This is a genomic window from Dyadobacter sp. CY327, assembly GCF_021390415.1.
GTDB classification, from domain to species: domain Bacteria; phylum Bacteroidota; class Bacteroidia; order Cytophagales; family Spirosomataceae; genus Dyadobacter; species Dyadobacter chenhuakuii.
Genome location: NZ_JAJUXJ010000001.1, coordinates 69479 through 96268 on the forward strand (window position 1 = coordinate 69479; position 26790 = coordinate 96268).

The 26790-nt window shown below is 45.4% G+C and carries 21 protein-coding genes; 8 read left to right on the forward strand and 13 right to left on the reverse strand.

Going from position 1 to position 26790, the window contains the following annotated elements:
• Positions 1–17: 17 nt before the first annotated feature.
• Positions 18–3800 (forward strand): SNF2-related protein, encoded by a 3783-nt coding sequence (locus LZG74_RS00360; protein ID WP_233794690.1) that lies wholly within the window; start codon positions 18–20, stop codon positions 3798–3800.
• 15 nt (positions 3801–3815) lie between these two features.
• Here LZG74_RS00360 and LZG74_RS00365 read toward each other — a convergent pair whose 3' ends face one another.
• The 6 genes from LZG74_RS00365 to LZG74_RS00390 all read right to left on the reverse strand — a co-directional run bounded on the left by LZG74_RS00365 (position 3816) and on the right by LZG74_RS00390 (position 11757).
• Entirely contained in the window at positions 3816–4133 is a 318-nt protein-coding gene (locus LZG74_RS00365; protein ID WP_233794691.1) for a hypothetical protein, read from the reverse strand.
• A 153-nt stretch (positions 4134–4286) separates the two neighbouring features.
• On the reverse strand, positions 4287–4670 hold the full coding sequence (locus LZG74_RS00370) for a RidA family protein (RefSeq protein WP_233794692.1): 384 nt from the start codon (positions 4668–4670) through the stop codon (positions 4287–4289).
• A gap of 33 nt (positions 4671–4703) precedes the next feature.
• Positions 4704–6854, reverse strand: coding sequence for a DNA helicase RecQ (gene recQ / locus LZG74_RS00375; protein ID WP_233794693.1), 2151 nt, complete (start codon positions 6852–6854; stop codon positions 4704–4706).
• Between the two features lie 59 nt (positions 6855–6913).
• Positions 6914–9040, reverse strand: a complete 2127-nt coding sequence (locus tag LZG74_RS00380; RefSeq protein ID WP_233794694.1) for a helix-hairpin-helix domain-containing protein — start codon at positions 9038–9040, stop codon at positions 6914–6916.
• A gap of 23 nt (positions 9041–9063) precedes the next feature.
• Positions 9064–9927, reverse strand: a complete 864-nt coding sequence (nadC, locus tag LZG74_RS00385) for a carboxylating nicotinate-nucleotide diphosphorylase (protein ID WP_233794695.1) — start codon at positions 9925–9927, stop codon at positions 9064–9066.
• 57 nt (positions 9928–9984) lie between these two features.
• Complete coding sequence (locus tag LZG74_RS00390) at positions 9985–11757, reverse strand: capsule assembly Wzi family protein (RefSeq protein ID WP_233794696.1); 1773 nt, start codon at positions 11755–11757, stop codon at positions 9985–9987.
• Between the two features lie 125 nt (positions 11758–11882).
• Between LZG74_RS00390 and upp the strand changes: the two genes are divergently transcribed.
• The gene (upp, locus tag LZG74_RS00395) at positions 11883–12527 is read left to right on the forward strand and encodes a uracil phosphoribosyltransferase (protein WP_233794697.1); all 645 of its coding nucleotides are present in this window, start codon (positions 11883–11885) and stop codon (positions 12525–12527) included.
• A gap of 8 nt (positions 12528–12535) precedes the next feature.
• Here upp and LZG74_RS00400 read toward each other — a convergent pair whose 3' ends face one another.
• Positions 12536–15565, reverse strand: coding sequence for a carboxypeptidase-like regulatory domain-containing protein (locus LZG74_RS00400; protein ID WP_233794698.1), 3030 nt, complete (start codon positions 15563–15565; stop codon positions 12536–12538).
• Between the two features lie 353 nt (positions 15566–15918).
• On the opposite strand from LZG74_RS00400, the gene LZG74_RS00405 reads away from it, so the two are divergent.
• The 3 genes from LZG74_RS00405 (at position 15919) to LZG74_RS00415 (ending at position 17589) form a co-directional block, all read left to right on the forward strand.
• Positions 15919–16986, forward strand: a complete 1068-nt coding sequence (locus LZG74_RS00405) for a mannose-1-phosphate guanylyltransferase (RefSeq protein ID WP_233794699.1) — start codon at positions 15919–15921, stop codon at positions 16984–16986.
• Between the two features lie 92 nt (positions 16987–17078).
• Positions 17079–17348, forward strand: a complete 270-nt coding sequence (locus LZG74_RS00410) for a hypothetical protein (protein WP_233794700.1) — start codon at positions 17079–17081, stop codon at positions 17346–17348.
• Positions 17308–17589: a type II toxin-antitoxin system RelE/ParE family toxin gene (locus LZG74_RS00415; RefSeq protein WP_233794701.1), complete on the forward strand. Its 282-nt coding sequence runs from the start codon at positions 17308–17310 to the stop codon at positions 17587–17589. Before LZG74_RS00410 ends, LZG74_RS00415 begins: the two co-directional genes overlap by 41 nt.
• Here the strand turns inward: LZG74_RS00415 and recF are convergent.
• Positions 17586–18689 carry a DNA replication/repair protein RecF gene (gene recF, locus LZG74_RS00420; protein ID WP_233794702.1) on the reverse strand — a complete coding sequence of 368 codons (1104 nt, stop codon included), beginning with the start codon at positions 18687–18689 and terminating at the stop codon, positions 17586–17588. The two genes, LZG74_RS00415 and recF, sit on opposite strands and share 4 nt — an antisense overlap.
• A gap of 127 nt (positions 18690–18816) precedes the next feature.
• On the opposite strand from recF, the gene pdhA reads away from it, so the two are divergent.
• Both pdhA and tatC read left to right on the forward strand, forming a co-directional pair.
• Positions 18817–19848, forward strand: a complete 1032-nt coding sequence (gene pdhA, locus LZG74_RS00425; RefSeq protein WP_026629579.1) for a pyruvate dehydrogenase (acetyl-transferring) E1 component subunit alpha — start codon at positions 18817–18819, stop codon at positions 19846–19848.
• 137 nt (positions 19849–19985) lie between these two features.
• Positions 19986–20861, forward strand: a complete 876-nt coding sequence (tatC, locus tag LZG74_RS00430; RefSeq protein WP_026629578.1) for a twin-arginine translocase subunit TatC — start codon at positions 19986–19988, stop codon at positions 20859–20861.
• Between the two features lie 7 nt (positions 20862–20868).
• On the opposite strand, the gene LZG74_RS00435 is transcribed toward tatC, so the two are convergent.
• From LZG74_RS00435 to LZG74_RS00455, 5 genes are all read right to left on the reverse strand, one after another.
• Positions 20869–21963 (reverse strand): aminotransferase class I/II-fold pyridoxal phosphate-dependent enzyme, encoded by a 1095-nt coding sequence (locus LZG74_RS00435; RefSeq protein ID WP_233794703.1) that lies wholly within the window; start codon positions 21961–21963, stop codon positions 20869–20871.
• Between the two features lie 20 nt (positions 21964–21983).
• On the reverse strand, positions 21984–22997 hold the full coding sequence (locus LZG74_RS00440; protein ID WP_233794704.1) for a dipeptide epimerase: 1014 nt from the start codon (positions 22995–22997) through the stop codon (positions 21984–21986).
• 11 nt (positions 22998–23008) lie between these two features.
• Positions 23009–23884 carry an NAD kinase gene (locus tag LZG74_RS00445; protein ID WP_233794705.1) on the reverse strand — a complete coding sequence of 292 codons (876 nt, stop codon included), beginning with the start codon at positions 23882–23884 and terminating at the stop codon, positions 23009–23011.
• Between the two features lie 90 nt (positions 23885–23974).
• On the reverse strand, positions 23975–24646 hold the full coding sequence (locus LZG74_RS00450; RefSeq protein WP_233794706.1) for a CBS domain-containing protein: 672 nt from the start codon (positions 24644–24646) through the stop codon (positions 23975–23977).
• An 82-nt stretch (positions 24647–24728) separates the two neighbouring features.
• Positions 24729–25502, reverse strand: a complete 774-nt coding sequence (locus tag LZG74_RS00455; RefSeq protein ID WP_233794707.1) for an alpha/beta fold hydrolase — start codon at positions 25500–25502, stop codon at positions 24729–24731.
• Positions 25503–25865: 363 nt separating this feature from the next.
• On the opposite strand from LZG74_RS00455, the gene LZG74_RS00460 reads away from it, so the two are divergent.
• Positions 25866–26789, forward strand: coding sequence for an alpha/beta hydrolase (locus tag LZG74_RS00460; protein WP_233794708.1), 924 nt, complete (start codon positions 25866–25868; stop codon positions 26787–26789).
• Position 26790: the final 1 nt, after the last annotated feature.

A 26790-nucleotide genomic window follows, 5' to 3' on the forward strand; every position in this document is an offset into this window, starting at 1 on the left:
AAATGGCAGCAGGGTAAATGGAAAACGAAAAGAAGGAGAAATTATCCAACTTCTTATTAAGACGGACGGAGAAGGATGTATTGTCAAGAGGGCGTTCCATTTATAGCAGCGGGGGATTAAAAGTTTCCAAGCTCGACTACAATGGTCCGGGTAATGCCGAATTTAAGGTCAAGAGCGACTATTCTATTCAATTTTACCAAATATATATCCGGGATTTTCTTACGCCGCAGATCACCACCGAGTGTTCTTGCCCGGATAAAAATGGCCTTTGCAAGCACCGCGTGGCCAGCATTCTTTACATTCTCGATAAGATGCCGACCATCAAGCAGGTTGTTCATGAAATGAGCAGCACGGTGATCGAGCTGGCAGAGATCAAGGAACTTCAACTAAGAAATCTGGTCCTGGAAGATACCTGGAAAAACAGGGAATCGATCCAGAATGTCATCATTGTTTCGGCCAAAGAAGGTGAAGCTCAATGCATTGTGCGCGAAAATGAACAGGACTTTACAGTTGATTTTCAGCGGATCAAGAGCACCAAGCAGATCCATACTTCCTGCACTTGCAATCAGCAACTGTGGGTCCCCTTGTGTCAGCACAAGCTGGCTGCGTTGCTCAAACTGCGGGAGGAGCTCGGCGATCGCGCATTCGAAGTCATGCGTGATCTTACAGTTGAAAAAAACAATCTCCTGGCGGAATACGGCTATTCGCTGGAAGACGACATTAAGGGGAAGTTTGAATTCAAACTTGATGAAGACGGCGGCTTATATCTGATCAAAGCCGATCCGGCCTTGCAGAAAGTGGGTCCTTACCAGGATTGGCAAACATTAAGGGACCGCATTTTGCCCGCGCAGAACGTTTCTTTCAGTGTGTCGTCGGATAGTCAGCAGGAGGACGAGGACCGGATCTCTATTTTTGTTTTTTGGCCAAAGGGAAAAAATCATTTACTGGACATTGGTTTCGGTGTTTTTTCGGTCAAATACAGCTCCAAATCGGAGAAGATTACCAACATTAAGAACATTGCGGGCGGATCGAGCCACTACTATTCTGCGGACGAAATCCCTGTTCTGACGGATGCGGATGCGCGCCTCGTGCGCATTGCCAAGCATTGGGAAGAAGGTTTGCAAAAATTCATCCGCAAGCAGGGCTGGTCTTACAATGCATATCTGCATTTTGATGACGTGAGTTCAGAGCAACGTTATGAAGCCAGGAACTACGTTGGGAAGAACCTGAACAGAATTTTTAACGACCTCGATGCAGAGCGCATTTATCTGGCGGACGGCGATTATGTAACAAGCAATAACCAGCTTACGCAGCTGGAACTACATCGCGAGCCCGTGAAGCTTTTCTTTGTTCTTGCTGAGGATAAGGAGTTTATCACATTAAATCCATACGTTGAATTGAAAGCTGGAAGCCCCCTGGAACTACAAAAAGTGGTTTCCCTGGATAGTTTCTGGCTGGGCATTCATAATGAAAAGACACTTTTCCGGTGGGCTGGCATCAGCGAGGCCGAAATGGTCGCTTACCTGGGTCAGACGGGATATAAAATCAGGGTTAGGAAAGAGTTTTCGGAAGAATTTCTGCGGGATTGGATCATTCCGGTTGCCGAGCAGTTCGATGTTATTTTCCAGACGCGGCACGAAGTGCTTTCCCGTCCTTTAACTTTCAGTAAGCCAAGAATTTATCTGAAAGAAGATGATGCTAACCTGTTGATCGTTCCCAATTTTGTTTATCAGGACGAAAACGAGGAAGGCTCCGAGGTTGTCTTCATGCACGACCAGCGTCGGAGCAAAACCGGCTTCGAAGACAATAAGATTACCATGCTGGAACGTGACCTGCCTGCCGAAAATGCAGTCTGGGAATGGTTGAAATCCTTGAATCCGGCTTTTTCGAACCAAACCGGGCAGCCGTTTTTCTATGTTCCCCTGGATCAGGTAATGAAAGGCGGATGGCTTTTCAGCTTTGTAGAAGCAGTCGGCAAAAAGAAATACGAGCTTTTGGGTTTCAAAGACCTGAAAAAAATGCGCTTCAACCCGAACCGCGGAACCGTGAAAGTGAATGCTTCCTCCGGGATCGACTGGTTTGATATGACGGTGGAAATCACATTCGGCGACCAGCGGGTTTCCCTGGCGGATGCGAAAAAAGCATTGTTGAAAAAGCAGAATTACGTTCAGTTACAGGACGGTTCGCTGGGTGTCTTGCCCGACGAATGGATCAGCAAGCTGGAACCATTGCTGCAATTCGGTAGGGTGAATGGAGATAAAATCCATTTGTCGAAAATCCACTTCTCACTTATCGACGAACTCGTTTCGGAAACGGATAATGAAGAGGTGTTCCGGGAGCTTCATGAGAAGAAACAAAAACTCCTCAATTTCAAGCAAATCCCTAATGTAGCATTGCCGGAAAATGTGAATGCGACATTGCGGCAATATCAGGAAGAGGGTTACAAGTGGATCCATTTCCTGGATGAATTTGGCTGGGGTGGCTGCCTTGCGGATGATATGGGTTTAGGAAAAACCTTGCAGATGCTTACGTTCCTCCAACAGCAAAAGAACCTGAATCCGCAAAATACGAACCTTGTCGTAGTTCCTACAACACTGATTTTCAATTGGCAGGCCGAGGCTGCAAAATTTACCCCCGACCTAAGCTTGTATGTGCACCGCGGAATGGCGCGCCGGAAAGACATTGATTTTTTCCGTGAATACGACATTATCCTGACCACATATGGCACCATGCGTAGCGATGTGGAGCTGCTTCGGAAATTCGATTTCAATTACATTGTGCTGGATGAAGCGCAGGCTATCAAAAACCCTGATTCGCTCACCTCAAAAGCTTCCCGACTGCTGCACGCCAAGAATCGCCTGACAATGACGGGAACGCCGGTGGAGAACAATACATTTGATCTTTATTCCCAATTTGAATTCCTGAATCCGGGCATGCTGGGCCACGCGGACTTTTTCCGAAGCGAATATGCGACGCCTATCGACAAATATCAGGATAAAGAGAAAGCTGCCGAACTGCGCAAGCTCGTGTATCCATTCATGCTGAAACGCACGAAGGAGGAAGTTGCGACGGATTTACCGGACAAGACGGAAACCATTCTGTTTTGTGAAATGGGTCAGAAGCAGCGAAAAGTGTACGACACATTCCGCGAGAAATACCGGCTGGAAATTGCCGAGAAACTGGCAACAGAAGGGTTAAACAAAAGCAGTTTCCTGATTCTGGAAGCATTGTTAAAACTGAGGCAAATCTGCGATTCGCCTTCGATCTTGTCGGGTGATGAGGATTTCGGCAATGAATCGGCTAAGCTTGAAGAAATTGTAAGAGAGATCGAGGAGAATGCTTCGAATCATAAGATTTTGATTTTCAGTCAGTTCCTGGGAATGCTGGATCTGATCCGGCAGCATTTGGAAAAAGTGAACATTCCTTACGAGTATCTGGATGGACAAACCGTTGATCGCGCAGGCCGTGTAAACCGTTTCCAGAATGACCAGACTTGCCGGGTGTTCCTGATGAGCTTGAAAGCGGGAGGTGTGGGCCTTAACCTCACGGAAGCGGATTATGTTTATCTCGTTGATCCATGGTGGAACCCAGCGGTAGAAAGGCAAGCCATTGACAGGACGCACCGGATAGGGCAGACGCGCAAAGTGTTTGCCTATAAAATGATTTGCAAGGATACGATTGAAGAGAAAATTCTTTTGCTTCAGCAGCGGAAGCAAGATCTGGCGGAAGACCTGGTTGGCGGAGAATCAGGTTTTATCAAAAAATTAAGTCAAGAAGACATTATGGGCCTTTTTAGTTAAGCGCCCATAGTGTCTTTAATTATTAAGCAATTTCGTTCCCGACGAAATGTTAAGCAGGCTGTTGTTCATCAATTTCACCGAACTCACCGACTGCGAGGAACTATCTAAGGAAGTAAAATCAAATAAATCGGATTTTGACAGAATAGTCACTTCCTGCGCTTGGCGTGAGTTGGATAATTCCTGGTTTGCCAATTCACCACTTCTATCTATTGAGGGAATATTGTACATTTTTTCCACATTCCCACCCGTCATTGCTTTGTAACGTGCCTCTTTTTGTATTACACAAAGTCCTAGTAAAAAGGTGGCTATGAGCAACGTATGTTTATTTTTCATATTTAAGATGTCTATTTTTTAAGGGTCCTTTTCAGACAACTACAACACAAAGAGCAATTTTCGCTCCAGATGGTTGTAACCGTTAAAAAATTATTTTAGTACAAAAAAGTGACTTATCATTATGTAAAGGCCTTTTTTAACTATTTCAATATATTACGACACAATGGCCGTGAACTCGATCTCAATTAAATATTCCGGCGCAACGAGTTTGCTGATCTCGTAAATCCCCGTAGCAGGCTTGATATCCCTGAAAGAAGCGCCGTGCGCTCTTGCTATATCGTCAAACAGGCTGATGTCCGTGGTAAAAATGCGTGTTCTCACAACATCATTTAAACTGGCTCCGGCTTCCTGCAAAACCTTTTCGATTCTTTCAATAATGTTATTCGTCTGAGCAAAAGCATCGTCTGCCTTTACTTTTTCTCCGTCAACGATGGCAACAGTGCCTGCAACTTCTATAATGTTACCGATGCGCACCGCGCGGCAGTATCCCATTTTGTCTTCCCAAGGAGAACCAGATAGTATATTTTGTCTTGACATGGCGTTGATAGTATAATGATGTAAATATAAAACTTAATTCCGTGATTCCTCGAAAAGTGCAAGTGCGAGCCGGATCTGTCCGTAGTCGAATTGCTCGTTAAGCAGCTCGAAAAGGGGTTTGAGCGGATCGTTTTTTCCAACCTGGATTTCCTGTGCAGCTTGAATTATCGTATTATATGCCTGATTATCAATAAGTCTTCGTAAATCAATGTTGTGACCATCTTCTTTCAGCTTAATTAAATGTGAAATAATGGTGACTGTACTGAGATCACGTTTTTCTGCAATTATTTTTAAAGAGTAACCTTCCTGATACAAATCCAGTGTTTCTACATAGGTCATTCCCTTTACCACACGTGTTCCGGGCTTCGTATTTTCCCTTGCAAAGGCCAGAATTTCGTTAATGAATGTTTCGCCATAACGACGGAATTTCTCTGCACCAATCCCTGAAACGGCTTTCATCTGCGCCTCCGAAATTGGCTTTTTCTGCGCCATCTCTGAAAGCGTTGCATCGCTGAAAACGACATAAGGCGGAACGCCCAGCGCGTCGGCCATTTGCTTTCTTAATATGCGCAGGCGTTCGAACAATGCATCGCGAATGATTTCCTGCTTCGGTTTTTCTTTCGGAACCAGCGCTTCTTCCTTGGCTTTGCGTTCGGAAATCGGAATGAATTTCACGAGCTCTACTTTGCGTTCGCCTTTCAAAACCTGCTTGCTCACCGGATTTAGTTTGAATGAATGTGCTTCGTCGTACGCAATGTCCATCACGCCGGAGTTCAGCAGCTGGCCAATGTATTCCGCCCATTCTTCCCTGCGAAGCTCGTTACCGACGCCAAAGGTGGGAAGCCGGTCGTAGCCGTGTTGCAGAATGTTGCGGTTACGGCTTCCCCGCAAAATATCGATCAGCATCCCCATCGCTATTTTTTGGTCGGTGCGCGCAATGCCGGAAAGGGCTTTCTGGGCGATAACGGTGGCATCGAACCGCGTTCTTGGGTTTCTGCACACATCGCAGTTTCCGCAGTCGTAATCCACGGCTTCATTGAAATAGCTGAGTAAGATGCGCCTCCGGCAAATGTCCGCTTCCGCATATTGCTTCATCCGGTTCAGTTTGGCGTGCAAAAGCTCTTTCTGCTCGGCAGATTGATCCGAATTGTTGATCATATCTTGCCTGGTAATGATATCCAGGAAGCTGTAAAAAAGCACGGTGTCCGAAGGAGAACCATCACGCCCTGCCCGCCCGATCTCCTGGTAAAAGCTTTCGACATTTGAAGGCAAGTTGTAGTGAATAACCCAGCGCACATTGGATTTGTCAATCCCCATTCCGAATGCAATGGTGGCTACAATCACCTGAATGTCATCTTTCAGAAATTGCTCTTGTACGCGAGAGCGTTTATCCGGCGCCAGACCTGCGTGATAATATTCGGCTTTGAAACCGGCGTTTTTCAGGCTCGCCGCAACAGTTTCGGTTCCTTTACGGCTCAGACAGTAAATGATGCCGGCCTGTCCCTCGTGTTTTTTCAGAAACTCCTGGATTTGCTGCATGCGTTTTCTACCCGGAAGCACGCTCAGGTTAAGGTTGGGCCGGTCGAAACTAGCGATGAATGTTTCGGCAGATTCAATGTTCAGCTGTTTCAGAATGTCCCTGCGTGTCACGCGGTCGGCGGTTGCTGTTAATGCAATGACCGGAATGTCAGGAAAGCGCATTTTTAAAGTGTTCAGCTGGCGATATTCCGGGCGGAAATCGTGGCCCCAGGACGAAATACAGTGCGATTCGTCCACAGCAAACAACTTTACATTCCACTCGCGTAAAAAATCAAATGTATTTCCCGAAAAAAGGCGTTCGGGTGCAATGTATAGCAACTTCAATTCGCCTGTTTTTGCTTGCCACATCACGCTATCCTGCTCAGCGCCAGACAGGGATGAATTCAGAAACGCCGCATTCACCCCGTTCCCCCGCAATGCTTCCACCTGATCTTTCATCAACGCGATCAAGGGTGAGATAACAACGGTCAGGCCGTCTTTGAGTATGGCGGGAATCTGGAAACAGACTGACTTTCCGCCGCCGGTCGGCATGAGGACGAGGCAATCTTTGCCTGCCATGACGGTGTCGATGATTTCGGCTTGCTGCGGTCGGAAGGAGTCGTAACCAAAATATTTTTTAAGTGCTTCTAGTTTGTTGTCTTGCATTGGATCTTGAAAAAGAGGTCAAATTTTGGGATTAATTACGGGCAATCAAAAACATTTAATCAAAACTGATACATTACCTGGGCCTTCAACTCGCTGCGTTTGTCACCTTGAATTTCATTCAGGCCGGAGCTGATTTTGTCCAGATTTGCATAGCGTGTTTGTGACCACCTGAGCCACAGCTTCATATTTTTGGAAACAGCATAACGCGCCATGAGATAATGCCGGGTGCCGGCGTCGTAATAGGCGGGAATGGAGAAGGCGTAAAGCATATCTTTTTCGTACACATATTGTCTGCTGTCGTAATCATCCGTTTTGAAATAGGCGAGGCGGGCACTCAGTTCCAGCCTGGGAAATTGCCAGCTTACGTCTTGCAAAAGGGTGAAACCATTTGATTTTGAAATCTTTACATAGGCCAGATTGCCGCTTTGTAAGCGTGTTTTAAGAGAAAATCGGAGCGGCTTTTCATATTCAACATTGATTGTTGCCGTTTTGCGGATTGTGGAAACGAGCCCATCTTCGTTCGCGCTATCTGACGGCGCATTGCGCTGTTTTTTCTTCTGGTGATATAAAGCGTAAGCATTAAATCGCTTGTTAGGCTTCCAGAGAATGTGGAAATAATAATCATAACCTTTCGAAGGCGCGTCTACCAGATATTTCAGCCAGGGAAATTTGAAATAATCATAATAGGCACTCAGCTTCCAACGCCGGTCCGGCGCGTAACGAAAGCCCGCATAACCGCCCGTTTCATTGATCGGTCGCGTGGCTTCGGCAATGGCGTTTCCGTAAAATGTATGAAAATTGCGGTCGTAATGCCGGCCTAAAAAGCTGAGATCGAACTTTTTACCTAATGCTGCTATTAAGCCTGCTATGGCGCCGTAACCTCCGCTTTTCGAGCGCGCCGCTTCTCCGAAAAAATGAATGTTTTGCCATCGGTAATCTCCATGCAGGCCAACAACAAGATTGTGTTTCCCGGAAAATTCATAGCGGTTGTAAGCCGCATTCCGCTTCTGTAATTTAATGTCATAACCCGTATTCAGCCATGTGAAGCCAAGCTGGCCAGCTTTGGAAGGCAGCTTAAAGAGCAAATGCATCCCGATATTTTGTTCCAAAAGATTATTATGCTTGTCCCGCTCGCCGGCTGTCCGATGGTAACCGGTGACGGGTAAGGAGCTGGCTATGTGCTCACGATCGTCTTTCGCGTCATTAACAGTTGCGTCTCTTTTGGTATAAGAATAAAATGTTGTCAGCTCAAAATGCTTTGACAATGAAAATGTCGCTGCGGCTCCCCGGAAAAAGTTGGATTCCAATGCAGAAGTGTAAGGTTTTAAGCCTAATGTGCTTCTGTATGTGGAGCTGATGACCTCTGCACCTTTGCCAAGCGAAAATCCCGCGGCCATTACAAGTCCTTGCCCAGCCTGCATTTGATAATCCCCAATGATCAGGTTTTTGATCTTTCCCTGATTCATAATCTGTACATGGAATGAGGAAAAATCCGAGCCGAGAATTTGCCGTTTTGCATTCCAGTGCCACCACACTTCGCCCGCATCTTTCTCCATAGCGAAGCCGTAACTGTAAACTCCCGCGCGGGAATTCCTGTATTTCAAATATCCGTAAACTGGTTTTCCGTTATATCTTGAAGCCGTAGATCCGGAATCAGCAGGCAGGAAGCCTTTTTGTTTTTCCAACAATTTTCCGGAGCGGACGATCAGGAAATGTTGCGAAGGGTTTTTCAGCGACTCAGCCAGGGACAATGTGCGCGAATGGGCCGTCACAAAAGGCAGTAACCGATAAATGGCGGCCAGATCAAAATCAGGAATGGCTTGTAGTTCGTAGAGGGAAATGAGCGGGCCGAGTTGCTCGCGGTATTTGAAAAAGGAATTTAACTGTTTTTCTGAAAGGAGCATTAAAGCCGCCAATTCGTCACGGGTTGCCTTATTAATGTCTATCGGATCAGCATATAATGCGAAAAGCGATTCGTAGAGTTCGCTGTAATCAGCCTCTTCGGAAGGATCGGCGATCAGGTTTTGGATGAAGGCATCAATGTCAATCTCCCTGCGCGGCGGCTCCTGGGCAAAAAGGTTTTTGGGACTCAATAAAAAAATGAGCGTAAGGACAATGCATGGCAGAACCGCCCGATCCCGGATTTTTGACCTAAAAGCGTATGTTAATGTATTTAGTTTAATCATACGCTTTTGGTTTTAGTGAAAGGTTAAAAGGCTTTTAAACTCAAATCCAGACTCCTTGCCTGGTGTGTTAATGCGCCGCTGGAAATGCCATCAATGCCGGTTTCCGCCACCGCGCGCAATGTTTTTTCCGTAATATTTCCCGATGCTTCCGTTTCGTACCGTCCGCCAATGCGTTTTACGGCCTCGCGCAGGTCATCGAGTGAAAAATTATCCAGCATAATAATGTCGACCATCCCCACACGCAGCACTTCGTCGACTTCTTTGAGATTTCTGGTCTCTATTTCAATTTTCAGGTTTTTACCCAATTTTTGCCTGTAAGCACTCGCGCGCAAAATGGCCGGTTCGATGCCTCCTGCATAATCCACATGGTTGTCTTTCAACATGATCATGTCGTACAAGCCCATCCTGTGATTTACCGCACCGCCGATTTTTACAGCTAATTTTTCAAAAAAACGAAAATTAGGTGTCGTTTTTCTGGTGTCGAGCAGCTTTACGGGCAAGTCTTTGATCAGATCCGACATCTGGCGGGCGTAGGTTGCAATGCCGCTCATGCGCTGCATTGTGTTGAGAACCAGCCGTTCAGCTTTCAGGATCAATCGTGCATTCCCTTCAACGGTAAATACCACATCCTTGCTTTTGACGTAAGTTCCGTCAAGAAGTAACACATTTATTTTTAGGGGGGGGTAATTATAGGCTGCGGCCGTCTCGTCAAAAATGATCTGGGCCACCTCAACGCCCGCCAGAATTCCATCCTGTTTCACAAGTAATTGTGCGCGCTTGGTCGCATTTTCGGGCACGCAGGAGAGGGAAGAATGATCGCCGTCGCCAATATCTTCCAGCAAAGCAAGCCGAATCAGATCGCGAAGTTCATGGGGATTGGTTTCCATATTACTTATGGTTTTTGATAAAGGTTATCGGTGTGAAATAAAGGAAGTCGTTGACTACTAGTAAGTGTGCTGGCGAAATGCCATGTTATAGCGCAGTGCCAGGGACCAAACCGTCGACTTGGCGGCTATTGATTCGTCGGGAGAATTAATTCTTCTTTGGAGAAAACGGCCGTCAATAAATAAATTATGTGCCAGCGAATAGCTTGCCCGCAGGTCCGTGTAAGCAGTGGAGGCTTTAATGCCCTGGCCGATCGTCTGATTCAGATCGCCGTTCCGGTTATCGTAACTCTTTGTAATATCGCTGCCAAAGTTGGTATTTTCATCGGGGTCTTTTCCCTGGTTGGCCATCATAATGGTCCCGTAAAAAGACAGCCGGGAAGTGGCTTTATAACGGATTATGCCGAGATATTCACGGAAATTCGCGCCCAACGGATGTGTTAATGATTGTCCGTAATGTACGTAATTGGCACCACCGTCCTTATGCGAATAGGTGTAGGGTCGAACCACGTTGTATTCTGCCTGCAAATCCAGGTTAGGCACGCCAAATGCATCCACATACTTCCCTCCAAGCTGAAAACTATATTTATTCGTCCAGGAACCGCTGCCGTTAAAAAGGAATTTGGTTAAAAACTCATCAAGTACAAACTGGCTGTAAATGGAAGCCTTGTTAGCAACCAGCCAACGGAAATCGAAACCTAAAATGGCATTGTCCTTACTTCCCAGATAAGATTCCACATAACGATAAAAAATGATCGGGTTCAGATAATTCAGATCATAACCGCCGCCTACGGAATCCCTGTTAAAAACCTCTGCCTCAAATACACCAATATTGATTTTGTCCGTTAAGTTGACGCTCAAATGGTGAATTGCCGCAAACTTTTTACGTCTCAGGAGCCCGTCGGTTTGATATGAACGGGTATTGGCATTGATCATGCTGGTGTACAAGTTGGTATAGCGGAATTTACCAAGCTGTGTATCAAGTCGTAAGAATAAATAAGGGCTGCTGTTATCTGACAGGATCAATGACCTGAAACCGCTTCCGAACACATTATGATCGTGCCCGAACTTCACATTAATGCTCTTTAACGGTCTGAATGTAATGTAGCCTCTTGCCGTAAGATAGTCGATGCCACGGTTCCGGGTTGCTTTGGCCAGTCCTTCACCCGGGAAACTGTAAATATTTTTGAAATCATCAACATAGCGCGGGAAACGGCCCTGCGTATCTGTTACATATGTATAAAATCCCAGCTTCTCATTGATCATCCCCCGAATTTCCACACCTCTGCTGGTTCCCCATAATCGGTTTGGTGTCGAATCCTCATTTCTGCCGAACTTTTTACCGTAGCTGTTATCGCTGCCTATGAAGTTGGTTGTAGTAAAGTTAAAATGCAGGTCGAAATCTTGGTTGTGAATGCTGTAAAGGTCGGCGGGGTGATTGAAAAATCTGCGTTTTTTTCCGGGCGGCGGATCCTTAAAAAGGCCTAATCTGGCCAATTTATCGTATTTCAGGGAATCCGTAGCGATCATTCCATTTGTCCACTCCCAGCTATCCTCCCGCAAATAATCAATGGTTTCCCAGTCGCGGTCCGTCAGATTTATTGTTCCTTCCTTTAATATGGAGTCTGTTAACGCAACAATTGCTTTACGCTCAAAGGGCTTGACATTGGAATGAAAACCTTCTGTGAATTTGCCCCTTTTGATCTCTAAACGATCAATTAAATGGTAATAATCGTCATTGAAAGGAACAAAAGAACTTTGTGCATGTACGTATGACAGGGATATCAGTGATAAAATCAATATTTTGAAAAGCCGGATAATTCCTTGATCCATAGGCAAAAAAAATCTACTGTTCACACCATTCACCGTTTGCGGATGATTTTTCAAATAACTCTTCCAAATTACGTCAATGAATTTGTATTATCTTGCATGGAGTAGTTTAAAAAACTGTCCTTCCTATGTTTTTACTTTCCCAAAAACCTTCCATCGCCGATCATTATCTGGCCGAATTGCGTGACGTAAATTTGCAGAAAGACAGGATGCGATTTCGCAGGAATTTGGAGCGGATAGGAGAGTTGCTGGCCTACGAACTTTCTAAAACGCTCACATTCAAAACGGAAAAAGTAGAGACGCCTCTCGGACAAGCACCGTCCCGGTCATTGCTCCAACCCGTGGTCCTGGCCACGATTTTGCGTGCCGGACTGCCTTTGCACGAGGGTTTTTTGAATATGTTTGATAAGGCCGACAATGCATTTATCGGCGCTTACCGGGGTCATCACATCAATGCGGAAGAGGAGTTTGAGGTTGAAATGGACTACATTACCAGTCCGGACCTGACGGGTAAAATATTAATATTAATAGATCCGATGCTTGCCACGGGACGGTCGATGGAAAAAGTATATCACGCTTTGCTCCGCTTCGGCATACCCGCACAAACGCACATTGCATCCGTAATTGCCAGTCCCGAGGGCGTTGAATATCTACAAAAACGCATTCCGCACTGCCGGTTATGGCTAGGCGCAATCGATCAGAAGCTCAACGAGCACTGGTACATTGTTCCCGGACTCGGCGATGCGGGCGATCTGTCTTACGGCGAAAAGTAAGCCGGTTTCTAGTTCAGCAATTCATCAAATGTAATAGAGACGTAATAAGTTGAGCCTACATTAGGGCTTCCGTAAGCCTGAATGTAAGATTTGCCCAGTAAATTGGTGCCGCCCAGCTTAATGATCGATTTTAATGCATTGACCTTATAACTCACCTGCGCATCCAGCACGCTTACCGCAGGCACACGCGTGTTTGAGAATATCGGCACATTCGTAGTGCTGGGCAAAACGAAGCTTGACTCCCACAAAAACGCCTGCTGATATTTATAGGCAATGTTGAATCCAACTGAATTATTACTTGTAATTCTTCTCCCGAAAGAGAGGTTATAGCGGTATTTTGGCGTATTAAATTGCGAATACTGCACTTCTGGTGATGGTTTGAAGTCACTCAGCTCGTTGTTGGCAACATTACCGCCTACATTGAATCCTTTTGGCAGTGAATAAGTCAGGCCTAATGCAAATCCGCGCGTCGTAATGGTTTCCGTTGTGTTCACCGTTCTGGAATAGCCATTGAAATTCCCAACACCTATCCCCGATTCGATTGGAAGGCCGGGAGATGCAGCAGCTGTGGGCACGACAATCACCGTTCCGCCGATGAAATTTTTGTATTTACTAATGTAATAATACGCATCAACGAAAAGCTTTTTACCAATAACAGCCTTATAGCCAATCTCATAGGAGGCTATGCGTTCAGGTTTCAACTTGGCTGGTTTGTATTTAGGCAGTTTTTCCAATGCATATGCTTTGGCCAGCGTCGGCACCAAGCCAGGAACTTGCGCGGCCAGAATGCCCGGAAGCTGAGCAGAAAGAACGCCCGGCAAAGTCTGGTTCACACCCGCTGTAATCGCTGCCTGAATGGCATCAGGATTATTAGGAATGGCCCCCGCAGCAACACCCTGGTTTACTGCTGTTGTCACCTGTGCTGTTACGGCTGCCATGATGGCCGTAGTAGCTTGTTGCGTAACGGCTGCTTTGGCATAGTTCGTTGCATTTTGCACAATGCTCGGGTCACTGGCAATGACTTGTTTTATAGCATCTTCTGATAAATTCTGCCTTAAAATACCATTGGAAAGATTATACCGGGCATCAAATTCAGGTAAACCGCCGATCAATGTCCCGGATGGTGTTCTGAGGTCAATGTATTGGTTTTGGGTGGTAGGGATGCGGAAACCGGTCTGGTAAGATAGGCGAATGTTGTGCTCACCGAATGTGGTTACGGCCGAAACTCTGGGGGTAAACTGTCCATCAAAATTTTCGTTTTTATCATACCGGATCGAAGCTGTCAGTTTCAAATGATCGCTTAGCAAATTTTTGCCAGCCTGTAAAAAAGCACCGAATTCCGAAATCGGGATTTTTCCATTGCGGCCTTCTTTGGTGTCTGCAAATAATGTCCCCGCAGATCTCAGCTCGTAAAGGCGGTAATTGGCGCCCGCCAGCAGCTCGACGAATTTGACCTGGTTTTTAAAATTATAAAATCCTTCAATGTGATAAAGATTGGTTTTATCAGCAAAACCGCCTCCGCCATTCACGATCGGCAGATTTCTGTATTTATCCAATAACTGATCATACGCTGCGGTTCCCGGCATCGGCATACCTTTGTCTGCCACGCCGCGTGCTGCCAGATGTGCTTGCTCCTCCGGCATTCCGGCACCTCGTGCGGTCGCAAAAGCGCCTACATATTCGCCAAACCAGGTGGCATGCGGCTTGAAATCATTAAGCATGGAAACTGCGGCTAACCCGGCCAGATACGATTTTCCCGAACGCTCCTGCGTGGTGTAGGCCCGAACTGTGAAATTATCGGCTTTCAGTTCGAGCTTGGCTTGCGTCAGGTTGAAGTCGCGGAGCGAATAGCGGCCTGTTCCGGTGTAAACTGTTGTTCCATAGCCATAATTGACCTGTGCAATGGCTTCTATTTTCTCATTGATCCTGTAATGAACAGCCGCATTGGCTTTGAAACTTTTGGTATTGTAATCCACAATGTCTTTTTCCTGGTAACCCGTGCGGCTTACAAATGTATTCGGAACCAGTGCTACTGCGGCTTGCGGGATCAGGCCGTTGGCAGCCAATGTGCCGGCAACAGCATTGATGTTGGTCTGGACCTCATCCCCGTAAATATTCACGCCATCGTAATCGTTATCGGTTCCTGCACCGCGCCTCGGATCGGATGCGCCGCCTACATTTAAATTATTGTAATTCGTTGCTTCCCAGTCTTTTGCGGTAATGTAGGACAGGTTGACTTTGAATGCTACTTTATTATTAAATGCCTTGGCATAGCGAATGGTGCCGTCTATAAATGGCGTCGTAGCTTGGGAGCGGTTGGACTCGTGCATCACGCCCGACTTCACATTGGCACTTAATCCCTGATATAAAAACGGGCTTTTGCTGTTCATAAGGATCAGCCCGTTAATCGCATTAGGTCCGTAAAGTGCGGAAGCGGCACCTGGTAAGACTTCGACATTCTCAACATCCAGCTCAGACATGCCGATGATATTATCCAGGGGAAAATTTAAACCCGGCGCCTGATTATCCATCCCGTCGATCATCTGGACCGTCCGCGGATTACCCGTGCTGCCAAACCCCCGCATGTTTACTGATTTGAACAAAACACCCTGCGTAGTCATATCAATGCCTTTGAGATTGGCCAATGCGTCGTAAAAATTAGCCGACGGCGTTTCCCTGATATTTCGGATGTCCATTTTTTCAATGGCAACGGGCGATTTCATAACGCTTTCTTCTACCCTCGAAGCCGCAACAATAATTTCCTGACCCAAAATCACCTGCTCCACCAGCTTAATGTCCAGTTTGGACATGCCACCGGTCACTTCTATCTCCTGCGTTTGAAATCCAACGGATGAAACAATTAGTGTAAAAGGCGGACTGGAAGTCGTAGTAAGATTGAATGCGCCTTTATTGTCTGTAATGGTCCCGGTTACTTTTCCTTTAACCTGGATACTCACACCGGCAAGTGGCTCCGCGGTCGTGGATTCGGTGATTATGCCATTGACTGTAATCTGTCCGTACGCATTGGAAACAAACATTATGACCCAAATAAATGGGCATAATCTTAGCATTGTAGACAAGTGTTTCATGGTTTTAAGTGGGTTGATGTTCTTCCAGCAAGTTAAAAGAATATTACAGTATCACATAGCATAATTATACTATTTTTTCTTCAAATCATTTTAAATTATACAATCTTGGCATGTTTGAATTTTTAGAAGAATTTGGCCATGTGTGATTCGGCAACTAAGTGAAAAATGTGCTATACGGCGAAAAGAGCGCATTAATCCCATTTTCTGGGCTCATTGGTTCGTTTGCATTGGTCATAAGTGGGCGTTTATCCGTAGCTTTGAGTAGTTTTTCATAGTGTGGATAAATAAAATTACCTTTCACAATGCAGGATTCTTATGTAATTATAATGGCCGGTGGAGTTGGTACGAGGTTCTGGCCTTTCAGCAGAACAGACTTCCCTAAACAGTTTCACGATGTGTTGGGAACCGGTAAGACACTTTTGCAGCAGACAGTTGATCGTTTCGACGGCGTTTGCCCGATCGAGAATATTTATATCGTAACAAGTCATGAATACAAGGGCATTGTTAAGGAGCAGATTCCGTCTTTAACGGATGATCAGATCCTTTGCGAGCCCAACAGGCGTAATACTGCACCTTGCATTGCTTACGCTTGTTACAAGATCGCAGCTAAAAATCCGAATGCAAATGTGGTTGTGGCTCCGGCTGACCATATTATTTTGAAGGAGGAAAATTTCAGGGACACTATTAATATCGCCCTGGGTGCTACGCGTAACGAGGACATTCTGGTGACGCTGGGAATTCAGCCGAGCCGTCCCGACACCGGATATGGCTACATTCAATACATTCCGGACAAACTGACGGTTAAGAAAGTAAAGTCGTTCACAGAGAAGCCACATTTGGAATTGGCGCTTCAATTCCTGGATAGTGGTGATTTTGTATGGAATGCGGGGATTTTTGTGTGGAACATTAATGCTTTCAAAAAAGCGTTAAAAAAGTTTCAGCCTAACATTGCCGAGATCTTTGAAGGTGGGGACGCTCATTATTATCTTGAAACCGAAGACGCATTCGTTCAGCGGGCTTACCAGCATTGCGGCAGCATTTCTATCGACAACGGAATCATGGAAAAGGCTGATAACGTGCATGTTGTGCTAAGTAATTTTGGATGGTCGGATCTGGGAACCTGGAAGTCGCTTTACGAAGTTTCTGAAAAAGACGCTAATCTGAATGTTACAGACGGCAAGCTGATCCTGCATAACACGACGAATTCTATCATCAAAACACCAAAAGACAAATTAGTAGTTGTCAACGGCCTGGACGGCTTCATCGTCGCCGAGTACGACGGCGTTTTGCTCATCTGCCGTAAAGAAGACGAGCAGAAAGTGAAAGAGTTTGTGGCGGAAGCGAAGGAGATTGATTTGAAATACGTTTAGAAGCAACTTGTTAAAGCCAGACCGAACGGTCTGGCTTTCTGGTTTTTAATGTGTAGATTTGTTTTAGTATTGCAATTTAAACAATGCTTTCTATGTCTAACCGGGAGTTGAAATCTGAGGTCATCCGACTTGTCAATCAGTTAGATGAAAACCGTATGGAAGACTTACTGCTTTCGATACGTTCTTTTATGGAACATCAAAACCTGGACAACGGCATTGACGCAAATTCTCCGGAATTACTCAAAGAACTCAACCAATCTTTACTTCAAGCAGAATTAGGACAACTGATTTCCAACAATGATGTCTTAACAGAAGTAAAGCGTGGCTTACGAGATAAAATGGACTCCGCTCGCAAAGGATAATTACTTTGAAACGGTATCCTACATTTATGATACCTGGGGAGAAACAAGTGCCGAAAAATTTACAGACGATCTTGAAGCCAGTTTGAAGAACCTGGAACGTTTTCATTTTATAGGCAAACCTTACCCTTTATTGCCATCAGTTCGCGAGTTGGTATTAGGCAAGCACCAAAGCTTGTTTTATACTGTATTTGAGAATACAATTTTGATCCTAAACCTGATCGATTCGAGAAGGAAGATTTAATTTCTGCCCGGCAGCACCTTTTCAATCTCAAAAAACCTAACATCCGCTTTTACATTCTCTAAAATCTTTTGCGAGCGCTCTGGTCTTGCGTCGGTGATGAAGACCTGGCCGAGGAAGCCGGTGTCTATTAGTTCGATTAGTTTTTGGATGCGGCGGTCGTCGAGTTTGTCGAAGATGTCGTCGAGCAGCAGGATGGGTGTTTTTTCTTTTTCTTCTTTCAGTAATTCAAATTGCGCCAGCTTCAATGCGATTAAAAAAGACTTCTGCTGGCCCTGGGACCCGAATTTTTTGAGCGTAACACCGTCAATTTCAAATGTGTATTCGTCCTTGTGAATGCCTTTTCCGGTTCGTTGTGCATGTAAGTCGCGGGCGCGGTTCTTTCGGAATTCAGCGGCAAAATTTTCACTGGAGACTTCGCTTTCATAGATTACTTCCACCTGTTCATGCCCGCTGCTCAAAAACTCATAGCTTTTCAGGAACAATGGTACAAACCGCTCCATGAATTTGCTGCGGTGATTGTAAATCCGCTGGGAAAGGATGATTAGCGGCTCATTATAGGTTTCCAGCAGATCTTCATCCACATAGTTGCGCTCTGCAAAAAGCTTCAAAAGACCATTTCGCTGGCTTAAAATCTTGTTATATTGAAGAAAATCAGTGAGATAACCCGGAGTGGCCTGTGCCAGGACGCCGTCAAAAAAGCGTCTGCGCTCCTCGCTGCCGTCGCGGATCAGGTCGGTGTCGTTGGGCGCGATCAAAACCAGCGGAAATAAGCCAATATGGTCGCTTAGCCGGTCATAATTCTTTTTATCGGCCATGAAAATCTTGCGCTGGCCGCGCTGCATGCTGCAAGTGATCTGGGTATTTCTGCCAGAATCTTTGAAAACACCATCCAGCACAAAGAAATCAGCCGTATGACGGATGCCCAGCGCATCCTGGTTATGAAAGGCGCTTTTGGTAAGACTCAGGAAATAAATGGCGTCCAAAAGGTTCGTTTTTCCACTCCCATTCTCCCCAACCAGACAATTTACATGTTCCCCAAAGGTGAAGGCTTTCTCTTCATAGCTTTTAAAGTATGTAAGATGGAGCTTTTCTAGCCACATGAACTTCTTTGTTATTTAGTTTATGCTTATTTTCGCAAATCATATGCGTGAGTACGGCAAAAACAGACTCTGTTCAAACCTCAAACTTTAAGACAAAGTTCTGTCTTTATAAACGAGAACCAAATACATGGCCACCGTTACTGAAAAAAAGAAAAAATCAGACCCAAAGAGTTTACAGCATCCGAAGGAACAATATATGTTCTGGTTCGAGAATATGCTTTTACAGCGTCGTTTTGAAGAAAAAGCCGGCCAGTTATACGGTCAGCAGAAAATCAGAGGATTTTGTCACTTGTACATTGGCCAGGAAGCCTGCTCTTCCGGAGCCGTTACTGCGCTGAAAGAAGGCGACAAATACATTACTGCTTACCGCGATCACGGCATTCCGCTGGCACTGGGAACATCTCCCAATGCGATCATGGCTGAACTTTATGGAAAAAAGACAGGGACAACCAAAGGAAAAGGTGGTTCCATGCACATTTTCGATAAAGAAAAAGGCTTTGTAGGAGGTCACGGAATCGTAGGGGCGCAGATCCCGCTGGGAGCTGGAATCGCCTTTGCTGAGAAATATAACAAAACCGGAAACCTTTGCATTTGCTATTTCGGTGATGGTGCAATTCGCCAGGGAGCTTTTCACGAAGCATTGAATATGGCCATGAGCTGGAAATTGCCGGTGATTTTCGTTGTGGAAAACAATGGATATGCCATGGGAACTTCGGTGGCAAGGTCTTCCAATGTTACAGAGCTTTATACATTGGGTGAGGCTTACGACATTCCCTCTGAACCCGTTGACGGAATGAGCGTTGAGGCTATCCACGAAGCGGTTGGCCGTGCAGCTGAGCGCGCGAGAAGCGGAGAAGGACCTACTTTCCTGGAATTCAGGACTTACCGTTACAGAGGTCACTCCATGTCCGATCCTCAGAAATATCGTTCGAAAGAGGAAGTGGAAGAATACAAACACCGCGATCCCATCGAGCAAATCCGCGCTGTGATCCTGGAAAACCAGCTGGCAACGGAAGAAGATCTGGAAAACATTGATAAGAAAGTAAAAGATATCGTTGCAGAATCTGTTCAGTTTGCGGAAGATTCAGAATTCCCTGACGCGAAAGAAGCTTACACAGATGTTTATGTAGAGAATGACTATCCTTTTGTAATGGATTAATCAGTCATAAAGCAATTTAAAAAAAACCCGCCGGATTATTTCGACGGGTTTTTTAAGTAAATTCGGCTTTTATAAATACAGAACAATCTTGTTTTTGCTTTTCAACGTAAATAGAATTTTAGTAATAATATAAGAATATGCCCTTAGACCAGGAATTAGAAAGCGAAGAAGAAGAAGTAGGCAAAGAGATGTCGTTTATCGGGCATCTTGAAGAATTAAGATGGCATGTGATTCGGGCAGGTGGATCTATTCTTGTTTTTGCTATTCTGGCCTTTATATATATTAAAGAAATTTACCATTATGTGATCATCGCGCCTTCGCAGCCTGATTTCTGGACTTACCGGATGATGTGTAAGCTGGCAGAAAAAGTGCAATACGATGATCTGTGTATCAAGGCATTAAACTTCAAATTGCAGGCCATTGGCGTAGGTGATCAATTCACGATGAGTATGACTTCCGCTGTCATCGCAGGTTTGGTGTTTGCTTTTCCTTATGCTTTCTGGGAAGTTTGGCGGTTCATCAAACCAGGGTTGCGGCCATCAGAAAGGAAGTCGGCGAGAGGAGCCGTATTTTATGTAACATTCCTTTTCTTTTCCGGTGTATTCTTTGGTTATTACATTGTAACACCATTGGCTATCAACTTCTTAGCTAATTTCACGCTGGATCCTTCGATCATTAACGAATTCAGCTTATCCTCATATATTTCACTCGTTGCGACATTAACATTGGCTTGCGGAATTGCTTTCCAGCTTCCGATCGTTGTTTATGTGCTTGCAAAAGTAGGAGTGCTTACGCCTTCATTTATGCGCGAATATCGCAAGCATGCCATGATCGTAATCCTGATCGTAGCAGCCGTTATCACGCCGTCTCCCGACATTTACAGCCAGGTTATCGTGGCTATTCCATTGTTCCTGCTTTATGAATTAAGTATTTTGGTTGCAGGAAAAGTAGAAAGAGAAAAGCTTGCTGAGGAAAAAGCACTGGCTAATTCATCAGGTAACGGAGAAATCTAAAAGGGATTTAAAAAATAAAGTTATTACAGACCTCGGCCAATCGGTCGAGGTCTTCTTTTTGGTGGAGTGTGGTGACGGCGATCCTGGTGACGGGCGCATCGTTGACGCTCGGATAGGAAAAGCATGATGCCATAATGCCTTTTACCAACAACGTCTCAAACAAAGCGGAGCCTTCGCAGCAGAATACAGGATAGCCTGGGATGCTTTGAAACAGGTCAGGAAACTGTAAGCGATTCGAGAAATGTTCAACATTTGTGATCAGCAGATCACTTTGGGTCTTGTAATGTTCTATTTCCAAAAGCCTTTTCAAAGCGTAGGCATAAGCGGGCGCGGTTGGGGATGCTCCGGAGAACCAGGCGGAACTGCGAATCGTTTCGGCTGTCCGTGCATCACAGGCGATCACGCCAGCAGGAATGCCTAATGCTTTGTTGAGTGAGGAAACCATCACGACATTGGCCTTGCCAAGCGTCAAAATTGTTTTATAAAGGCCATTTGCTGATTCTCCACATACGCCTAATGTATGCGACTCGTCCACTACGATCCAGACATTGTCCCGCAATGGCAAGCTTGAAAAAACGGAAAAATCAAATGCTTCAACAAGAGGCGAGCCAACGGCATCTGTACAAATGATGTGAGCAGTATCCTCAGGGCTTTCACTGACTTCCCGGATAACATTTTGTGCCCAGTCCGCCCAGGGACCAGCATATACTTTGTGCTCATTTCCCCATAATGCGGGATGCACTTTGGGTGCGTAATGATATTGAATAGATTGAGAGTTGCCCGATTTAGAAATCACCTGCTCAATGATTTTCATCACACATTGCCCTGCCCACATTCCCGATGAAATTAATAAAGCAGATTCTGATCCTATCCAATCTGCCAGTTTTTCTTCCGTCTCAGTATAGACAGACAAGCGAAGTGTGTTATTCCGTGAGCTTCCGAAATGCATTCCATATCGTTCCAGACCTTCATATATGAAACTACGAGAACCTTCGTCGTGTCCCATTCCCAGATAATCTGTTCCGCTGAACCAGAGATATGCCTCGCCATCGCTGGTTAGAACAGAACGGCCGGGAAGATGGTTGGTTTGAAAAGTTTTCACTGAAAACTACGGATCAAAATTCAGGCATTAAGCATTGCGCCGGAGCCTGTGCGGTTAGGAAAAATAATGCGTCCGTAGTCAAAGGTTACACCGGATGCCGGATCATTGTTGATTAACAGTGACCCGTCCATATCCACATAATCCAGCAATGGCAGGAAATGTGCAATGGAAGAGATCCCAACGCTTGTCTCGGTCATACAGCCGATCATCGTTTTCATTCCTAGACTTTTAGCTTCCGCTATCATGCGTTTTGCGGCAGTAGGTCCGCCGCATTTGGTAAGCTTTACATTTATGCCGTGAAACAAGCCGTGGCAGGATTTTACATCACTTTCAACAATGCAGCTTTCATCGGCGATGACAGGAAGCACACATTCGGCAAAGACTTTTTTCATGCCTTCGATGTCATTCGCAGCCAGCGGTTGTTCGATAAATTCAACGCCAAGCTTCTTCAATTCCGGTGCAAAGGCAATGGTCTGCTCTGCAGTCCAGGCACAATTGGCGTCTACTCGGAACAGCGCATTCGTGTGTTTACGCAATTCAGATACAATACGAAGGTCTTCGTTGGTGCCTAATTTTATCTTGTAAACAGGCCAGGGGAGCTCTTTCATTTTAGATACCATTTTCTCAACCGTATCAATGCCGATCGTGAAATTGGTGAGCGGGATGTTATCAATATTTAACCCCCAACTTTCATAAAGCTTTTGATTTTTCTTTTTGGCGAATAGATCATGAGCGGCTTCATCCAGGGCGCATTGTGCAAAGGAATTGTTTTGCAAAAGTGGATGCACCAAGTCCCAAAGCTCTTCGGCACTTCGATAGGCGCCACCTTCAATAATCGTTTTCGCAGTTTCTAGCGACTCGATCATATTCGGGATCGTAATGCCGTAGTAGGGGTTGCTGGTTGCTTCTCCCAGGCCGCTCAAATCGCCGTCACGGAGTTCTACAATCAATGTTGGCTGTACATCGCGTGAATCGTGCGCAATGGTGAATGTATGCCTGAGTTGCAGGTCAAATGTGTGATAGATCAGTTGCATCGGTGAATGTGTTAATTCCGCATATCCAATCCCCAGGAAAGCTTGCTTCGCAATGTATTAAGGAAACTGTCGTCATGCATTTTTATTAATCGCGCGATGAATCCGGCTTTTCTAACGGTTAGTAAGGTGTTTTCATCAACAACCCTTGACCTTGCATCCAGAGAGACCAAGAAATTGTTGCTGCGGCTTTTTACTTCCAGTCTGATGACCGCAGTATCTTCTAAAACCAAAGGCCGGACATTCAAATTATGCGGGCTGATGGGCGTAATAATGAAATTTTGGGAATGCGGAACAAGAACCGGTCCGCCGCAGCTGAGCGAATAACCTGTTGAGCCGGTGGGAGTAGAAATGATCAGGCCGTCGGCCCAGTAGGAGTTCAGAAACTCATCATTGAGATACGTGTGAACCGTAATCATGGACGAAGTATCGGTTTTTGTGATCGTGAAATCATTTAAACCGAAATTCTGGCCATCAAATAAATCGATATTGGATTCTATTTCTACTAATGTCCTTTCGTCGATCCTGTATTGGCTGTTTTCCAGCGCCTGGATCATATCTGTGATCCGCTCAGGAGGAACAGTGGCCAGGAAACCAAGCCTGCCCACATTGATCCCGATGGCCGGGATCTGCCTTTTTCCAACATGTGAAATGGTTTCGAGCAATGTTCCGTCCCCGCCCATACTCACGATCAGGCGTGCGTCAAAAAGTTCGTCGGGTTTTTCGTAAACAAGCTCTGAGTAGTGCGTGATCCCGTTCTGATCCAGAAAATTCCGAAAGGGTTTGGAGAGCTGGACTTCAACTTTCCGGCGAGACAGCTCATTGAACATGTTTTCAATGAACGGGCGGGCGGACTCATTAAAGTTGCGTCCGTGAATTGCTATTTTCATGGAAGAAAAAGTAGATCATCTTGTTTCTTCCGAAAGATACGCGCAAATATGCCGATTCAAAATACCGGCCGTTGAACTAATGTGAAGAAATCAGGTGGCAAGGTATCTCAAAAGCATATCCAATCGCTCCTGATCTACGCTTTCGATCGGGTCATTGGCATGTGCTTCTTCAATTTCGTAACCAAAACGCTCGAGTGTAGCGATAATAGGCGTGATATGCGTCCGGTTGAGTTTTAATGTAAGCTTCGCTTCGTTTAGCGGATTGTAGCTTTCTCCGGACGAATAATAGCTGCTCAGGACCTTTGTGCCGTTGGATTCGATCAAACGGCTGATCTCGGAAAGCGAATAGCTGCGTTCGGCAATTTTAAGCACTATAACAGCTCCTTTTTCCTGAACACCCAGCTCATTGACGAAATGTTCGATCAGATCATTTACTAAAATACTTCCTGCGAAACTCCGGTCTTCATGCAAAACCGGTATAATCAGTAAGCCAAATTGATTTACAAGCCGTAAAAGTTCGTAAGGATGCTGGTCTTCGGAAGCAAAAATATCCTTGTGCTGGATAATGATCTTCGCAAGCGGGTCCGAATTATCAGTGACATCGTAAAGAATGTCCTCGGACACGATTCCCTGATAAATGCCTGCGTCTGCCACGACAAGCTGCTTTACACCAAATTCATCCATCCAGTCCAATGCCGTGCTAACCGAATCGGTCAGTTTCAGGACTGGGATCATGGGATTAATCAGGGTAGCAGCAAGCATATTCAGATCGTCATTTTTCGAATCTATAAAAAAACTATATATGTAACAACTTTCGTATCAAAAGAAATTCCCTCAGAAAACGTCAGGCAACAGGCACTGAAATATGTTTTTCCAGAAAGCTTTCCAGTATCACGTTAAATTCATGAGGGCGTTCCATCATGGGCGCATGGCAGCAGTGATCAATAAAATGCAGCTCCGAACCCGCAATAAGCCTGTTAAATTCATAGCCCACATGCGGCGGCGTGATCGTATCATTCAATCCCCAGACCAATAACGTAGGAACATTGATTTCATGCAGATCTTTCGCAAGATTATGTCGCTGCGCAGATTTTGCTATGCCCACAATGCTCATGCATTTAGGAATGCTCGACGTGGTTTCGAAAACTTCGTCAACCAGGTCCTTGGTTGCCACTTCCGGATCGTAGAATGTATATGCAACACGTTCTTTAATGTAGTCATAACTGCCACGCTTCGGGAAAGAGCCGCCCATTGAGTTTTCAAATAAGCCCGAACTTCCCGTCAAAACCAGTTTGTGAACGTTTTCCTGGTTCTTTAAAGTATACAATAGTCCAATGTGGCCGCCCAGAGAGTTTCCGATCACGGTCACATTCGTCAGGTTTTTAAAGGACACAAAATCTTCCAAAAAGGCTAAAAGCGCTTCCAATCCGGCTTCTCGCGGAGGCAGTTCATAAATAGGAAGCAAAGGAATTATAACGCGGAAGCGACTGGAAAAATGATCTATGATGCCGTCCCAGTTGCTCAACGCACCGAAAAGACCATGCAAAAGCAGTAATGTTTCGCCTTTTCCCTCGTCGATAAACTGAAACCTACCTTCTGCATGTACTGGATATTTCATTCTGTTATTGTGGATTGATTATGATATGGCTCATTTTATAACACTTCAAAGAAACTAGTGCATGATTTCCATAAGCTACAAAACTAGTTAAATTTTTTTATTGGTAACAGACATAAAGTAACAAAGCAAATTCTATTTTCTTGTAAATATTATATTAATAATGTCAAAATTTGAAGCATAACGTAGAATGGTGCAATTTGGTTTACGTTGAATGCAGATGTGCCTGCGATTCTGCCCACTTTCAGGTCCAGGTAAAAAAATGCCATTTCATACTTCGTTTCAGGAAAGATAATGTGTAACCGAAATTTAGTTACATTTTAGACTTATCCTGATTAGAAAAAAATTAAAACACGATTAATTAACATGACGCCCCGAAAAGCATTTTCCACAACTCTCGGATTCTGTATCTTACTCATTTCATCCAGCACTTTTCAGGCGTTTGCCCAGACAGTCATGCCGCTTTATCCCGACAAAATTCCGAACTCCATTCAAGTGCCGGATGAGGAGACGAATGTTGATCAGATCGCTAGGAAAGTGTCCCGGCCCACATTAACGGTTTATCTGCCGCCTGCGTCAGTCGCAACCGGAGCAGCAGTGATCGTTTGTCCGGGCGGTGGTTACGGCGTGCTAGTGATGGAGCGAGAGGGACACCAGGTGGCCAAAGCGCTTAACAAAGCGGGCATTGCAGCGATGGTGCTGAAATACAGGTTGCCGGACGACAAAATTATGTCCGATAAGTCGCTGGGGCCGTTACAGGATGCGCAGCAGGCGATCAAGACGGTCCGGGAAAAGGCGGAAAAATGGAAGATTAACCCCGCAAAGATTGGCATTATGGGCTTCTCAGCCGGCGGACATTTAGCCGCGACCGCAGGGACACATTATGACAGCACATTTATTGCCAACCCAATGAAAACCAGCCTCAGGCCGGATTTTATGATCCTGGTATATCCGGTGATCAGTTTGATGGACATTATCGGGCATAAAGGTTCGAGCAGCAATCTGCTCGGAAAGACGCCGACGAAGGAGAAGCTTAAATATTTTTCCAATGAACTGCAAGTCACCAAAAGCACGCCACCCACGTTTTTGACGCATGCGGGTGATGACACGGTTGTGCCGGTTTCCAACAGCATTCAGTTTTATGAGGCGCTTAATGCGGTGAGCATTCCAGCCGATATGCACATTTATTCCAAAGGCGAGCACGGGTATCTTAAAACGCCTGCTTTCAGCGAGTGGTTTGGTCGTTGCCTGCATTGGATGAAAGTCAACGAATTTTTGCCTTCGAAATAAC